The sequence below is a fragment of the Pseudomonas sp. KU26590 genome (assembly GCF_026153515.1).
Lineage (GTDB): Bacteria > Pseudomonadota > Gammaproteobacteria > Pseudomonadales > Pseudomonadaceae > Aquipseudomonas.
The window spans coordinates 1,485,805-1,501,355 of record NZ_CP110644.1; the positions used below are offsets into that span (position 1 = coordinate 1,485,805).

Below are 15,551 nucleotides of genomic sequence, written 5' to 3' on the forward strand. Positions count from 1 at the left end.
GATACTAATTCGCGATACGCGCTGAAGCGGCCAATGCCATGATTAAACAACGCACCCTGAAAAATATTATCCGTGCCACAGGTATCGGCCTGCACTCGGGGGAGAAGGTTTACCTGACCCTCAAACCAGCACCTGTGAACGCTGGCATTGTGTTTTTCCGTACCGACCTTGAGCCGGTGGTCCAGATCAACGCTCACGCGTTGAATGTGGGTGATACCACGCTCTCCACGACGCTGTTCAATGGCGACGTGAAGGTCGATACGGTCGAGCACTTGCTGTCGGCCATGGCTGGCCTTGGCATCGATAACGCCTACGTTGAACTTTCTGCCTCCGAAGTTCCAATCATGGACGGCAGCGCAGGTCCCTTCGTATTCCTGATTCAATCGGCTGGCCTGGAAGAACAGGACGCACCGAAGAAATTCATCCGCATACTTAAAGAAGTGTGCGTAGAAGAAGACGGCAAGTCCGCCAAGTTCTTACCGTTTGAAGGGTTCAAGGTAGGGTTCGAGATCGATTTCGATCACCCTTATCTGAAGAACCGTACACAGACGGCTTGTGTGGATTTTTCCAGCACTTCGTTCGTTAAAGAAGTGAGCCGTGCGCGGACATTCGGTTTCATGAAAGACATCGAATATCTGCGTAAGCACAACCTGGCTCTGGGCGGCAGCGTTGAAAACGCGATCGTCGTGGACAAGGACGGCGTGTTGAACGAGGACGGTCTTCGTTATGAAGACGAGTTCGTGAAGCACAAGATTCTGGATGCCATCGGTGACCTGTATCTGTTGGGTAACAGTCTGATCGGCGAGTATCAGGGCTTCAAGTCGGGACACGGTCTGAACAATCGTTTGCTTCGTGCGTTGATCGCTCAGGAAGACGCTTGGGAAGTTGTGACCTTCGAAGATGCCAGCACTGCACCGATCTCTTACATGCGCCCTGTTGCGGCGGTGTAGACAGTCTCTTCTTCCTAGTTTTTGATGTTTTCAGGCCACCTTCGGGTGGCCTTTTTTGTGGGTAACGTTTCGACGGTCGCGAGAGCGATTTACGGATCGTTGAATTAGCTAGCGTACATATCCGTATTTTGTGTTTGCTGAAATTATGGTTCCGCCTTTACGGCGGGTCACTTTTGGCAAGAGCGCCCGGATTGCCGGCCCAGCCAAAAGTAACCAAAAACGCTTTGCTCATGGTTTGGCCCGACTTCGTCGGGTTCCTTCACTCCGGTCTCGCTCCGTGGGCCCGCGCCGAACGGGCATCCATGCCCTGACGGCGCTCTCGCCGCATCCATGCGGCTCGGCCCACTGCGCGAGACCTGCGTTCAGCCTGCACCCAAGTCGCGTTTGGCGGTGACTGAACCTCTTGCGTATGAAGATCAAGATCAAACGCGCGTTTAAGCAGATCAAAGGCTTCCCGGCTGAAGCCGGTCCTACAGGTGGAGTCGGTCCTACTGACCGCACGCGGTGTTCATGTAGGACCGGCTTTAGCCGGGAAGGGGCCAGTGCGAGCGCCGCCATTTTCTGAGCTTAGGATTCCCCAGCCTTCTTCGACACCGCATGCGCCGCCAGCCGCTCAAGCGCGGCACGCAGTTTCGGGTCGGTGATGCCTTCCGCCGTGGCTGTTATGGTCTCGGCCGCTGCAACGGAAAGATCGCGCGTATGCCCGGCCGCGATACGATGCGTCCTTGCAGGCTGAACCTTTAGTTGCAGGCGGGTGAGGTTGGCGAATTCCGTAAACGCGACCAGTTGCCGTTGCAAACGCTTCTGTTGATAACGCAGTCGTGTGGCCCAGTGGCCGTCGGTGACGATGAGCAGCAGCGTGCCTTCGCGCCATGACGCCACGTGGCAGTGCTCGCGGGCTGCGGGTTGCAACTGGCTTTCCAGCAGGCGCTGCAAGTGCGCGAGGCGTTGGGCGTGGTTGAAGATGGCTTTGAGCGGCCGGGATTCGCGCAGAAGGACAGCCGGTACGCGAGCGGGGAGGGGACGAAATGCCATGATGGGGTGCCTTGTGTTGCCAGGGCGTGATCTTAGCAGAATCGGTTGAAGCACCTTTGCGTCAGGCGTCCCGGGTGCAAATGCGCCGCGCGATCATGAAAAAACATTAATAAAACTTCTTACGCGCATGGGTTGAAGTCACGGGAAATGACCCTATTGTACTTCTGCCCCGTAACATTGCTGTGCCAGCATCGTGGAATAACGCCACTTTCCTCACCACCATTTCCGGGTAGAATGCTCGTTCGCATGCGGCCATCAGGGCTGCTCGGGCGACTCACGGGGCCGCCCTCCATCCCTATGTGTGGAAGATCCTTTCGATATGTTTGCACCTTTGTTAAAAAAACTTTTCGGAAGCAAGAACGAGCGCGAAGTGAAGCGCATGCTCAAGACGGTCCAGGTCGTCAACAGCTTCGAAGAGCAAATGCTCGCCCTCTCGGACGAACAGCTGCGCGCCAAGACCGACGAGTTGAAGGCCCGCATAGCCAAAGGTGAGACCCTCGACCAGCTCTTGCCCGAAGCCTTCGCGGTCTGCCGCGAGGCGGGTAAACGCGTCATGGGCATGCGTCACTTCGACGTCCAGCTGATCGGCGGCATGACACTGCACGAAGGCATGATCGCCGAGATGCGGACCGGCGAAGGTAAGACCCTCGTCGCGACCCTCGCGGTCTACCTCAACGCACTGTCCGGCAAAGGCGTGCACGTGGTCACGGTGAACGACTACCTGGCCCGTCGTGACGCCAACTGGATGCGCCCGCTGTATGAATTCCTCGGTCTGACCGTAGGCGTAGTTACGCCTTTCCAGCCGCCGGAAGAGAAGCGCGCCGCCTACGCCTCCGACATCACCTACGGCACCAACAACGAATTCGGTTTCGATTACCTGCGCGACAACATGGCGTTCAGCCTGGAAGACAAATTCCAGCGTGAACTGAATTTCGCCGTGATCGACGAAGTCGACTCGATCCTCATCGACGAGGCCCGTACCCCGCTGATCATCTCCGGCCAGGCCGAAGACAGCTCCAAGCTCTACACCGAAATCAACAAGCTGATCCCCAAGCTCGAGCAGCACATCGAGGAAGTGGAAGGCGTTGTCACCAAACAGGGTCACTTCTCCATCGACGAGAAGTCCCGTCAGGTGGAGCTGAACGAGTCCGGTCACCAGTTCATCGAAGAAATGCTCACCGAAGTCGGCTTGCTGGCGGAAGGCGAGAGCCTGTACTCCGCGCATAACCTCGGTCTGCTGACCCACGTTTATGCCGGTCTGCGTGCCCACAAGCTGTTCCATCGCAACGTCGAATACATCGTTCAGGACGGCCAGATCCTGCTGGTCGACGAGCACACCGGCCGTACCATGCCGGGTCGTCGTCTGTCCGAAGGCCTGCACCAGGCCATCGAAGCGAAGGAAGTTCTGAACATTCAGGCCGAGAGCCAGACCCTGGCCTCGACCACCTTCCAGAACTACTTCCGTCTCTACAACAAGCTGTCCGGCATGACCGGTACGGCGGACACCGAAGCGTTCGAATTCCACCAGATCTACGCCCTGGCCGTGATGGTCATTCCGCCGAACAAGCCGTTGGCGCGCAAAGACTTCAACGACCTCGTGTACCTGACCGCCGAAGAGAAGTACTTGGCGATCATCACCGACATCAAAGCCTGTCTGGCCGAGCAACGTCCGGTGCTGGTGGGTACAGCGACGATCGAAACCTCGGAGCACATGTCCCGCCTGCTGGTGCAGGAAGGCATCGAGCACAAGGTTCTGAACGCCAAGTTCCACGAAAAAGAAGCTGAAATCATTGCCCAGGCCGGTCGTCCGGGTGCACTGACCATCGCCACCAACATGGCCGGTCGCGGTACTGACATTCTGCTGGGCGGTAACTGGGAAGTCGAAGTCGCCAGCCTGGAAGACCCGACCCCTGAGCAGATCGCGCAGATCAAGGCCGACTGGCAGAAGCGCCATCAGCAAGTGATCGAAGCGGGTGGTCTGCACGTGATCGCTTCCGAGCGCCACGAATCCCGTCGTATCGACAACCAGCTGCGAGGTCGTGCCGGTCGTCAGGGTGACACTGGTTCGAGCCGTTTCTACCTGTCGCTGGAAGACAGCCTGATGCGCATCTTCGCCTCTGACCGGGTGAAGAACTTCATGAAAGCGCTGGGCATGCAGTCCGGCGAAGCGATCGAGCACCGCATGGTGACCAACGCGATCGAAAAAGCGCAGCGCAAGGTCGAAGGCCGCAACTTCGACATCCGCAAGCAGCTGCTCGAGTTCGACGACGTTTCCAACGAACAGCGTAAAGTGATTTACCACATGCGTAACAGCCTGCTGGCTGCGACCAACATTGGTGACACCATTGCCGAGTTCCGCGAAGAAGTCCTCGACGCCACCATCACCGCGCACATCCCGCCGCAGTCGTTGCCTGAGCAGTGGAACGTCTCCGGTCTGGAAGCCGCGCTGAGCACCGATTTCGGCGTGAAGCTGCCAATCCAGCAGTGGCTCGACGAAGACGATCACCTGAACGAGGACACCCTGCGTCCGAAGTTGATGGAAGCGATTCTGGCGTCCTACAACGAGAAAGAAGACCAGGCCAGTGCCGAGGCGCTGCGCACGTTCGAGAAGCAGATTCTCCTGCGCGTGCTGGACGACTTGTGGAAAGACCACCTGTCGACCATGGATCACCTGCGTCACGGTATCCACCTGCGCGGTTACGCTCAGAAGAACCCGAAGCAGGAATACAAGCGCGAGTCGTTTGCCCTGTTCCAGGAGCTGCTCGATTCGATCAAGCGCGATGCCATTCGTGTGCTGTCCCACGTTCAGGTTCGCCGCGAAGATCCGGCCGACGAAGAGGCGCGTCTGCGCCGCGAAGCCGAGGAGCTGGCGCAGCGCATGCAGTTCCAGCACCCCGAAGCGCCGGGCCTCGATCAGCCGGATCTGCTCGCTGAAGAGGGTGAAGACGTGGCGGTAGCCGCTGCTTCAGCGCTGTCGCCGGTTCGCAACGACCAGAAGCTGGGTCGCAACGAATTGTGCTGGTGTGGTTCAGGCAAGAAATTCAAGCACTGTCACGGCCAGATCAGCTGAGTCGCCCACCGCGACAGGCTGTAGCTGAACTGTAAAATCACGCCGCGACCGGCCCAGCCGTCGCGGCGTTTTTCAATCAATCGAGCCGTGTCGGCAATGCCGCATGGCGTGACTGTTTTTCAAGGAGCGCACTTCATGGCTGTTGGTCTTGGTCCTTTGCCGACGCTGCACCCGGTTCCCGGTTTTGAACTCGGCATCGCTTCCGCCGGCATCAAGCGCCCGGGGCGCAAAGATGTCGTGGTCATGCGCTGCGCCGAAGGCTCCAGTGTCGCGGGCGTGTTCACCCTCAACGCGTTTTGCGCTGCGCCGGTGATCCTCGCCAAACAACGCGTGCAAGGCTCCGTGCGTTATTTGCTGACCAACACCGGGAACGCCAATGCCGGCACCGGCGAACCAGGCCTGGCGGCTGCAGAGCGCACCTGCGCGAAGCTGGCCGAGATCACCGGGGTCGACGCCAGCGCGGTGCTGCCGTTTTCGACTGGCGTGATCGGCGAGCCGTTGCCCGTCGAGAAGGTCGAAGGCGCGCTGCAGGCGGCGCTGGATGATTTGTCCGTCGATAACTGGGCCGCGGCCGCCACCGGGATCATGACCACCGATACGCTGCCCAAGGGCGCGAGCCGTCAGTTTGTGCTTGATGGCGTGACCGTCACCGTGACCGGCATCAGCAAAGGCGCCGGCATGATTCGTCCGAACATGGCGACCATGCTGGGCTACATCGCCACCGACGCCAAGGTGGCGCCGAGCGTGCTTCAGGATCTGATTCGCGACGGCGCCAACAAGTCGTTCAACCGCATCACCATCGATGGCGACACGTCGACCAACGACTGCTGCATGCTGATCGCCACCGGCCAGGCCGGCCTGCCGGCGGTGACCGAGGCCAAGGGCCCGCTGTTCGAGGCGCTGAAAAAAGCGGTCTTCGAAGTCTGCATGGACGTCGCTCAGGCCATCGTTCGTGACGGCGAGGGCGCGACCAAGTTCGTGACCGTTGAAGTCAACGGCGGCGGCAATCATCAGGAATGCCTGGACGTCGGTTACACCGTGGCCCACTCGCCGCTGATCAAAACCGCGCTGTTCGCGTCGGACCCGAACTGGGGCCGGATCCTTGCCGCCGTGGGTCGTGCCGGTGTGCCCAACCTCGACGTCAGCAAGATCGACGTGTTTCTGGGTGACGTGTGCATCGCCAGCAAAGGCAGCCGCGCCAGCACCTACACTGAGGAGCAAGGCTCGCTGGTGATGGCGCAGGAAGAAATCACCATCCGCATCGAGCTGGGCCGTGGTGATTGCAGCGAAACCATCTGGACCACTGACCTTTCGCACGAATACGTGAAGATCAACGCGGAATACCGCACCTGAGTCACGAGCCAGTCCACCGGTTTCAACGGAGCCAAGACATGAGCCTGCACCTGATCATCGGCGACAAACGTTATTCCTCCTGGTCGCTGCGTCCGTGGCTGGCGCTTGCGCTGACCGGCGAGGCATTCACCGATCAGGTGATTCGCCTGAATCAGGCTGACACTACGCGCCTGATTCTGGAGCATTCGCCGACCGGTAAAGTCCCTGCGCTGAAGTGCGAGCACGGCACCATCGTCGATTCGCTGGCGATCTGTGAGTACCTGGCGGAGCGCTTCCCCGATGCAGGTCTGTGGCCTGCGGATGTCGCCGCCCGCGCTCAGGCCCGGTCAGCGTGCGCGCAAATGCACAGCGGCTTTGTCGGACTGCGCTCGCGTTTGCCCATGGATTTGCGTCAGGACGAGGCGCTGGAAGTCATCGCCGTCGAAGCTCAGGCAGACATCGAACGCCTGGTTGCGCTGTGGCGTGAATGCCGCGCGGTGTCGGGTGTGGGCGAGGGTTTCCTGTTCGGCACGCCGGGCATCGTCGATGCGTTCTTCGCACCGGTCGCCGTGCGCTTTCGTACCTATCGCGTCGAGCTTCCGGCAGACGCAGCGGCCTACGTCGAAACGATTTATCAGTGGCCTGAGTTCAAGCGCTGGCAGAAAGCGGGTCTGGAGGAAGGTTGAACGTGAAACGCATCCATGTGGCCGCGGCGGTTATCCGTGGCACCGACGGCAAGATCCTCATCGCCCGCCGCGCCGACAAACAGCATCAGGGCGGGTTGTGGGAGTTTCCTGGCGGGAAGGTCGAGGCTGATGAATCGGTCGAAGCAGCGCTGGCCCGCGAGCTGCACGAAGAGCTGGGCATCGTCGTGACAGCGGCGCGTCCGCTGATCAAGATCAAACACGACTACCCGGACAAGCAGGTGTTGCTGGACGTCTGGGAAGTCTCATCCTTCACCGGAGAGCCTCATGGCGTTGAAGGGCAACCGCTGGCCTGGGTATCGCAGCGGGAACTGGCCGAGTATGAATTTCCGGCAGCGAATCGGCCGATCGTGGCCGCCGCGCGTTTGCCGGGTGAATACCTGATTACTCCGGACGATCTGGAAACGCCGGAATTGCTGCGCGGTATCCGCATGGCAGTGGCTGGCGGGATCAAGATGGTTCAACTGCGGGCACCGAACATGTACGACCCGAAATACCGCGACGTCGCGGTTGATGCCGTTGGGCTGTGCGCGGGCAAGGCGCAGTTGATGCTCAAGGGGCCGCGCGAATGGCTGGGTGACTTTCCGGCGGCGGGCTGGCACCTGACCAGCGAACAGCTGCGCAAGTACGCCAGCAAGGGCCGTCCGTTTCCTGAAGACCGCTGGCTGGCGGCCTCGTGTCACAACGCCGAAGAGCTGAGTCTGGCCGAGCAGATGGGCGTGGATTTCGTCACGCTCTCGCCTGTGCTGCCGACACAAAGCCACCCCGATGCACAGCCGTTGGGTTGGGAGAAGGCCCGCGAGATGATCGAGGGCTTCAGCAAGCCGGTGTATCTGCTGGGCGGGGTAGGGCCGACGGCTTGCCAGCAAGCGTGGGAATGTGGTGCGCAGGGTGTGGCCGGAATTCGCGCGTTCTGGCCGCAGAGTTAACAATACCGTTAACCCTGTAGGAGCCGGCTTGCTGGCGAACGCGGTGAGTCAGCGAAATCGATGCCACAGCCTGATTGCGTTCGCGGGCAAGCGCGCTCCTACAGTGGATTTCGACAATTCCCATTATCTGCGGCGGATACAATTCCATAGGAGCCGGCTTGCTGGCGAACGCGGTGAGTCCGCGAAATCGATGCCACAGGCTGATCGCGTTCGCGGGCAAGCGCGCTCCTACAGTGGATTTCGACAATTCCCATTATCTGCAGCGAACACAATTCAGTAGGAGTCGGCTTGCTGGCGAAAGCGTCCGTTCAGTCCCATTGCCGGTATTGATATGCCCGGTTCGCCAGCAAGGTGGAGCGCCACCCCGACGGCTCCTACAGAAGCGGTGTCCATCTTCCGTCGTGAATCCGACAGGCACCGTTCTGTGCGATCACTGCTGCTTCTTCGCAGGCTCCCACAAAATCTCCGCCACCCCCTCGCGCCGGGCAATGATCCGTGCCGCGACAAACAGCAAATCCGACAGCCGATTGATGTACGCCAGCCCGAACCCTGCCAGTGGCTCAACCGCGTTCAGGTGCTGACAGCGTCGCTCCGCCGTACGCGCCAGGCTCCGGCAGACGTGGGCCTGGGCGATCAGCGTCGAGCCGCCCGGCAGAATGAAATTCTCCAGCGGCCCCAGCTCCTCATTCCAGTGGTCGATCGCCGTCTCCAGACGCTCGATCTCCGCCGCATTCAACGCCTGATATTCCGGCATCGCCAGCTCGCCGCCCAGGTCGAACAACCGATGCTGACACGGCGCCAGCACGTCGATGACTTCCTGCAGCGCAGGATGAGTCGCGACTGCCGTGCTCAGGCCCGCCAGCAACACGCCGACCTCACTGTTCAGTGAGTCGGCTTCCCCGATGGCCTCGACCCGCGGATGATCCTTCGGCACCCGACGGCCGTCGCCCAAGCCCGTTTCGCCGGTGTCACCCGTGCGCGTGTAAATTTTCGACAAGCGAAATCCCATGGTTCTACTCCCGGTCGTTCTGACCAATGACCTGTGGTGCAGGCATATCTATCGAATTGTCCACCAGCGGCAGGCGCAAGGTGAAGCAGGTGCCCTGGCCTGGCGTGGAATGCACTTCCATCTGGCCTTTGTGGTTGTTAGTGATGATGAAATACGACACCGAAAGCCCGAGTCCGGTGCCCTGGCCGATTTCCTTGGTGGTGAAAAACGGCTCGAAGGTGCGCTTGCGCACGCTTTCCGGCATGCCGATGCCGTTGTCCTCAACCTGAATTTCCGCCCACGGCGGGTTCAAGCGCGTGCGCAAAATGATGCGCCCCGGCTCCCCGGGATTTTCGCGCTGGTGGATGGCCTGAGCGGCATTCTTCAGCAGGTTGAGCAGCACTTGCTCCAGTTCGTTGGCCGTCGCAGGCACCGGGCCCAGGCCAGGATCGAACTGGCGAATGATGTTCTGGCCCTTGAAGTCAAAACCGATGGTCAGGTCAAAGTCGTTGCTGGCGATTTCCACGGCCTGATCGATCAGTGCCGGCAGATCACAAGGCGCCAACTGGCGGTTGCTGCGTCGGCTAAAGCTGAGCATATGGCTGACGATCTTCGCCGCCCGCGCCCCGGCTGACTGAATGCCATCAAGCAACTGAGGCACTTCGCGCGCGATCAGGTACTGATTCACCGCCGCCAGTTCGATGCCTTCCTGCTCGGCCTGCGCCAGATTCTTCGGCAAGTCGGGCGACAGCCGACGGCGGATGTTCTGCACGTTGTGCATGATCGCACCGAGGGGGTTGTTGATCTCGTGGGCCATGCCGGCGGCGAGTCCGCCCACCGAGAGCATTTTCTCCGACTGCACCATCATTTCCTCCAGCGACAGGCGCTGGGTGATGTCATCGATGCGGATTACCGCGCCACGGCCGGCATCGCCGGTGAGAGGGTAGAAGGTGAGGGCGTAATGGCGGGACTCTTCGCTTTTGACCCAGGTCACGCGCTCGATCTTGGTGACGGTGTGACGCTCGACGGTCTGCTTGATCTGCGGCAAAAACGCCCGCATCGGCGGGAACGCCGAGTAAATCGGCTGGTTAAGGGCCTCGTCCAGCGGCGTACCGGAAAGGGCGCCGGCTTCCTGATTCCACTGCGTAACGTATAGCTGCTCGTCCAGGGCAATCAGCGCCGAGGGCATGGAGTCGATGATGCTATTGAGGTAGTTCTGAAACCCCGTGAGCTTCTTCTCGATCTTGCTGCGCACCTGAACTTCAAGCTCCAGCTTGCGGTTGGTGTGGCGGGTTTCTTCCGCCAGACCCTGCGCCTGATCGTAGGCTTCCTGGGAGTCATCGCGGGCGCGTCTGAGCTGCTGCTCACGGGCTTCCATGCGCGACAGCATGGTGTTGAACGCCTCGGCCAGCGACCCGATTTCGTCCTTGTTACCGGGCGTCGCCCGCAGCGCGTAGTTCTCCTCGCGGGTGACCCGCCGCGACAGGTCTTCAAGCTGATAGATCGGCTCGGTGATAAAGCGCCGAATCTGCCGGGCAACGCCGGCCCAGAGCAGGATGCTGAATATCAGGATGCCGATGCTGGCGGTCAGCGTGCCGGTGTAGAACGCGGTCGGCAATTCGCTGCTGGCGACCAGCAACAGATGCCCCTGGGCTTGCCCGGCTTTGGGAATGGGGATGACCTGAGTGTTGCGAAACTCGGTAATGCGCCAGCTCTCCAGATCCCGAAAGTGGTCGGGCATGCGCAGTTTGTCACCTTGCTGCATCTGCGCCAGACGCGTACCGCTGCTGTCGTAGACCGCCGCCGCGCGCAACGGGCCGTAGTTTTTCAGTTCCTTGAGCAGCGCCTGGGCGTTGTAGGCCGAGGACAGGGCTTGCTCGGACAGCCCCGGATTGCTGATCAGCCGACCGATCGTTTGCAATGCCTGGGGCGCCATCGCTTCCTGAGAAATGTAATAGGCGGCGCTGATGAAAGTCAGGTTGGCGACCACCAGCACGGTGGTGAGCAACACCAGCAGGGCGGCCAGAAGCTTTTGACCGACCGGCAGGTTTTCGAGGCGCTGGCGCAATGGCATGGGGCAGGTCACCGGAATGAGGAGCAGGCAGGTTAGCGTTGTTCCGCCCCTGAGCAAACCCGTCAGTCGCTGGGCAGGCCCCGGGCGTTGAGGTGTTCGATCAGGCGCAGGCGTAGCTGGTTCAGCGTTGGCGTCGGGCAATCAAGCGCAGCCGCCGCAGCGCAGACATGCCCGAGCAGGTAGCGGATCTCCGTGCGACGGCCCTGGGCGACATCCTGATACATCGAGGAATAGTTCGAAGCGGTGGCGGCAATCACCTGTTGCACCTGATCCAGCAAACCTTCAGCCGCGCCGGGCTGACCGCAGCAGTGCAGCACTTGGCCAAGCTCGGCACACAGCGCCGTCACTTCCTCTGCATGAGCCTGCAGCCCTCCGTTGCGGCATTGATGCAACACGGTCAGCGGGTTGATGGCGCAATTGAGCGCAAGCTTGCGCCAGAGGCGTTCAGCGATGTCAGCCGTCCACTGATGCGGGATGCCCGCCTGCTTGACCGCGTCCACCCATGTCGGCGCCGCGCCGCCCTGTGTGTCGCCCAGCCAGTTGAAGCCCTGTCCGGCGAACACCACGCTCCAGTCTTCATCGCGGTAGGCACCTTCGGTGCTGGAGACACAAATACAGCGCGCGTGCGGGATCATGGCGGCCACCGCGTCTTGACTGCCCAGACCGTTTTGCAGGAGCAGCACCTCAGCCTTGTCGGTCAGGCGATGGGCGACGGCTGCCACCGCGCGTTCAGCGTCATAGGCCTTGCACGCCACCAGCAGCCGCTGGATGGGTTCATCTGCACTGACGGCCTGCGCCGGAATGGCGAACGTCCGGCGCTGGCCCTTTTCGTTGAGCGCCAGACCGCCTTGCGCGTTGTAGGCCGCCAGTCGGGCCTCGTCGCGCAAGATCAGCCGCACCGGCAGACCCGCCCGGGCCAGTCGCGTGGCCCAGAGACTGCCCAGGCTGCCCGCGCCCAGAACGTGCCAGCAAACGGGGTTCAAAAGAAAACACGCCCGATGACGAAGATCTCGGTGCGCAAGGAAAACGAAATCAACATCGCAGGCTCACATGAACGTGGGAAAAGTCTCGTTATAATGACCGGGCTTTCATATCGTCAAGTCAGGCGTGCTCCATCCATATGTTGAGCCGCGCCGTATCAATTGGAGAATCTAAATGCCCTCGTTCGACGTAGTGTCCGAACTGGATAAACACGAAGTCACGAATGCCGTCGACAACGCCATCAAGGAGCTGGACCGCCGCTACGACCTTAAAGGCAAAGGCAGCTTCGAGTTCACGGAAAAAGACCTGCTGATCAAGATGACGGCCGAAGAAGGTTTTCAGCTCGAAGCCATGATCGAGATCCTCAAGCTGGCCCTGGTCAAGCGCAAGATCGATGTGCAGTGCCTGGAACTGAAAGATCCCTTTGCGTCCGGCAAGGTCATGAAGCAGGAGGCCACGCTCAAGGAAGGCATCGACAAGGAGCTGGCGAAGAAGATCGTCGCTCACATCAAGGACGCCAAGCTCAAGGTTCAGGCCGCGATTCAGGGCGAACAAGTGCGCGTCACCGGCAAGAAGCGTGATGACCTGCAAGAGGCAATCGCTGCCCTGCGTGGTCACGAGTTCGGCATGCCGCTGCAATTCAACAACTTCCGCGACTGATTGCCCTCGCGATGTACCCTGCGATTTCATGTTGGCTCAGGAACCCGAGGGGTTCCTGTGCGTCCGAATGCAGGTCTCGCTGAAATAACGGGCCCACTCGGCGCCGTTGCTTCAGCCTTCCATGTCGCGACCCCGAGGAGAAATAGATGGACTTGGATTTAAACGGCCAGGTAGACCATCTGGTGAAGGCGTCTCAGGCCTGGATCCCGATGGTCATGCAATACGGCAGCAAAGTGCTGCTGGCAGTGGTCGTCTTGCTGGTTGGCTGGTGGCTGATCAATCGACTGACTTCCCGCGTGGGCGCGCTGTTGGCGCTGCGCCACGTCGACCTGGCATTGCAGGGCTTCATCAGCAGCATCACCAATATCATTCTGAAGATCCTGCTGATCGTCAGCGTCGCCTCAATGATCGGGGTGGAAACCACCTCGTTTGTCGCTGCAATCGGTGCAGCTGGCTTGGCTATCGGCCTGGCGTTGCAGGGCAGCCTGGCAAACTTTGCTGGCGGTGTGTTGATTCTGCTGTTCCGTCCGTTCCGCATTGGCGACTGGATTGAAGCGCAGGGTGTATCCGGCACCGTGGACGGGATTCAGATCTTCCACACCGTGCTGCGCACCGGCGACAACAAGACGGTGATCCTGCCCAACGGCAACCTGTCCAACGGCATCATCACCAACACCAACCGTCAGCCGACGCGCAAGATCACCTTCGACGTGGGCATCGACTACGACGCCGACCTCAAGCAGGCGCTGCAAGTGTTGATGGACATGGCGGATGATCCCCGCATCCTGCAGGACCCGGCGCCACAGGCGGTGGTCGCGGCATTGGGCGACAGCTCGATTACCGTGTCGCTGCGTGTGTGGACCAAGACCGGTGACTTCGGTGACGTGTCGAACCGCTTCAACGCGGAAATCCGCGACCGTCTGCGTGCGGCCAACATCGACATCCCGTTCCCGCAGCGGGTGATTCGTGTGGTGCAGGATGAGCAGCCCGCAAAGGCGTAACGCTCGATCGCAGAAACCAAAAAGCCCCGACTCGTGAGCGTGCGGGGCTTTTTGTTGAGTGGGTGTTGGTGCCTTTGCATGATTGAGGCTTGCTTCTGCCCGAAGGGCGTAGGAGCGTGGCTTGTCCCGCGATTTGGCGCGCAGCGGCAGTCAATCCGGTGAGTGCGGTGCGTCAGCAACGAAGGCCGTCGCAAGCTTTACTACTGCTTCGCAGCCGATCGCGGGACAAGCCACGCTCCTACAGAGTCGGGTTCGCCTTACAGAGTTGAATCCGCAGGCTTGGCGGGCTCTTCGGCTTCTTCCCGCTCTTCCCGCGCTTCTCGGCGTGCTTCCTGCGCCCAGTGCAGGGCGATCATGAACAACGTTGGCACGCCCATCAAAGCGGTCGCCAGGAAGAAGCTGTGATACCCCAGCTTCTCCACCATCACCCCGGAGTAGCCGCCGATCAGACGCGGCAACAGCAGCATGATCGAGCTGAGCAGCGCGTATTGGGTGGCCGAGAACTTGAGGTTGGTCAGGCTCGACAGGTACGCCACGAACGCCGATGTGGCGAGGCCCGAGCTGAAGTTATCCAGCGAGATCGTGACGATGAGCATCTTCAGGTTCGGGCCCATGTCGGCCAGCATCAGGAACAGCAGGTTGGTCGCTGCAGACGTGACACCGCCGATGAACAGGATCGGCAGAATGCCGAAGCGCACGATCGCCAGACCGCCAAACGCCGCGCCGGCCAGCGTCATCACCAGGCCGAAGATCTTGCTGACGCTGGCAATCTGATCCTTGGTGAAACCCTGATCGATGTAGAACACGTTCGCCATCACGCCCATGACCGTGTCGGACATGCGATACGTGGCGATCAGCCCCAACAGCAGAAAGGCCTGCCAGCGATAACGCAGGATGAAGTCGTTGATCGGCGTCAGCACCGGCGCCAGGCCGCGGCGGCCCATGGACGACAGGCAGGCCACGGTCAGCAGCGTGTAGAGGATCGCGCGCAGAAAGGCGCGGTCTTCCATCAGCAGGTCTTTCCAGGTGGTCCCCTGAAACAGCACGCTGGCGAAATCAGTGTTGTACAGCTGGGTGAACATCGCCGGCACCGAGACCAGCAGAATGATCAGCACGAATACCGAGGCCAGTTGATGGGCAAAGCCGTATCGCACCGCCGACAGCTGCGTGCGAATCGGTACGGACGGTTCACGCATGATCAGGCTGGTGATCAGCGCGGGCACCATGAGCAGACCGAACAGCACATACGTGCCGGCCCAGGCCGAGTGTTTGTAGGCGAAGCCGGTCGAACCGAAGCCTTCGGCGAAGTACAACGCGCCGGCAGTGGCGAGGAGGGCGGCGACGCGGTAGCCGGCCATGTAGCTGGCGGCGAGCGTGGCTTGCTGGCTGTCGCTGGCAATTTCCAGCCGGTAGGCGTCAATGGCGATGTCTTGGGTCGCGGATGAAAACGCGACCACCACCGCAATCGCGATCAGCCATGACAGATGCTGCTGCGGGTCACAGAATCCCATGCCGATCAGGCCCAGGATCACCAGTGATTGCGAGAGCACCAGCCACGAGCGCCGTCGGCCGAGCCGGCCCAACAAAGGAAGGCTCCATTGATCGAGCAGCGGCGACCAGACCCACTTAAAGGCATAGGCCAGACCGATCAGGCTGGCGTAGCCAATGGTTTCACGCGCGACGCCGGCTTCACGCAGCCAGACCGATAGCGTGGAAAATACCAACATGTAGGGCATGCCCGCAGCAAAGCCGAGCAATAAGAGCACAAACGTAGAGGGGCTGGCATATGCGGCGAGCGCGGCGCGCCAGGTTTTGCGGGGCATGGGC

The 15,551-nt window shown here is 60.7% G+C and carries 12 protein-coding genes; 7 read left to right on the top strand and 5 right to left on the bottom strand.

The features are described 5' to 3' along the window. Positions 1-38 precede the first annotated feature (38 nt). Positions 39-950: a UDP-3-O-acyl-N-acetylglucosamine deacetylase gene (gene lpxC / locus OKW98_RS06770; protein ID WP_065992158.1), complete on the top strand. Its 912-nt coding sequence runs from the start codon at positions 39-41 to the stop codon at positions 948-950. Between the two features lie 567 nt (positions 951-1,517). Here lpxC and OKW98_RS06775 read toward each other — a convergent pair. Then, on the bottom strand, positions 1,518-1,985 hold the full coding sequence (locus OKW98_RS06775; protein WP_265388478.1) for a DUF721 domain-containing protein: 468 nt from the start codon (positions 1,983-1,985) through the stop codon (positions 1,518-1,520). 319 nt (positions 1,986-2,304) lie between these two features. Here OKW98_RS06775 and secA point away from each other — a divergent pair, with 319 nt between their 5' ends. The 4 genes from secA (at position 2,305) to OKW98_RS06795 (ending at position 8,020) form a co-directional block, all read left to right on the top strand. Then, positions 2,305-5,055 (top strand): preprotein translocase subunit SecA, encoded by a 2,751-nt coding sequence (secA, locus tag OKW98_RS06780; RefSeq protein WP_265388479.1) that lies wholly within the window; start codon positions 2,305-2,307, stop codon positions 5,053-5,055. A gap of 135 nt (positions 5,056-5,190) precedes the next feature. Beyond that, the gene (gene argJ / locus OKW98_RS06785) at positions 5,191-6,408 is read left to right on the top strand and encodes a bifunctional glutamate N-acetyltransferase/amino-acid acetyltransferase ArgJ (protein ID WP_265388480.1); all 1,218 of its coding nucleotides are present in this window, start codon (positions 5,191-5,193) and stop codon (positions 6,406-6,408) included. A gap of 38 nt (positions 6,409-6,446) precedes the next feature. Beyond that, positions 6,447-7,073, top strand: coding sequence for a glutathione S-transferase family protein (locus tag OKW98_RS06790; protein ID WP_265388481.1), 627 nt, complete (start codon positions 6,447-6,449; stop codon positions 7,071-7,073). A 2-nt stretch (positions 7,074-7,075) separates the two neighbouring features. After that, entirely contained in the window at positions 7,076-8,020 is a 945-nt protein-coding gene (locus OKW98_RS06795) for a Nudix family hydrolase (protein ID WP_265388482.1), read from the top strand. Positions 8,021-8,450: 430 nt separating this feature from the next. Here the strand turns inward: OKW98_RS06795 and OKW98_RS06800 are convergent, their stop codons facing one another. The 3 genes from OKW98_RS06800 to OKW98_RS06810 all read right to left on the bottom strand — a co-directional run bounded on the left by OKW98_RS06800 (position 8,451) and on the right by OKW98_RS06810 (position 12,065). Then, positions 8,451-9,029 carry a cob(I)yrinic acid a,c-diamide adenosyltransferase gene (locus tag OKW98_RS06800; RefSeq protein WP_265388483.1) on the bottom strand — a complete coding sequence of 193 codons (579 nt, stop codon included), beginning with the start codon at positions 9,027-9,029 and terminating at the stop codon, positions 8,451-8,453. A 4-nt stretch (positions 9,030-9,033) separates the two neighbouring features. Then, a complete protein-coding gene (locus OKW98_RS06805; protein ID WP_265388484.1) occupies positions 9,034-11,082 on the bottom strand; it encodes a sensor histidine kinase in 2,049 nt (682 codons plus the stop codon). A 62-nt stretch (positions 11,083-11,144) separates the two neighbouring features. Further along, positions 11,145-12,065: a putative 2-dehydropantoate 2-reductase gene (locus OKW98_RS06810; RefSeq protein WP_265388485.1), complete on the bottom strand. Its 921-nt coding sequence runs from the start codon at positions 12,063-12,065 to the stop codon at positions 11,145-11,147. 172 nt (positions 12,066-12,237) lie between these two features. Here OKW98_RS06810 and OKW98_RS06815 point away from each other — a divergent pair, with 172 nt between their 5' ends. After that, the gene (locus OKW98_RS06815; protein ID WP_265388486.1) at positions 12,238-12,723 is read left to right on the top strand and encodes a YajQ family cyclic di-GMP-binding protein; all 486 of its coding nucleotides are present in this window, start codon (positions 12,238-12,240) and stop codon (positions 12,721-12,723) included. A 152-nt stretch (positions 12,724-12,875) separates the two neighbouring features. Continuing rightward, entirely contained in the window at positions 12,876-13,724 is an 849-nt protein-coding gene (locus tag OKW98_RS06820; protein ID WP_133772600.1) for a mechanosensitive ion channel family protein, read from the top strand. Between the two features lie 257 nt (positions 13,725-13,981). Here the strand turns inward: OKW98_RS06820 and OKW98_RS06825 are convergent, their stop codons facing one another. Beyond that, positions 13,982-15,547, bottom strand: a complete 1,566-nt coding sequence (locus OKW98_RS06825; RefSeq protein WP_265388487.1) for an AmpG family muropeptide MFS transporter — start codon at positions 15,545-15,547, stop codon at positions 13,982-13,984. Positions 15,548-15,551 lie beyond the last annotated feature (4 nt).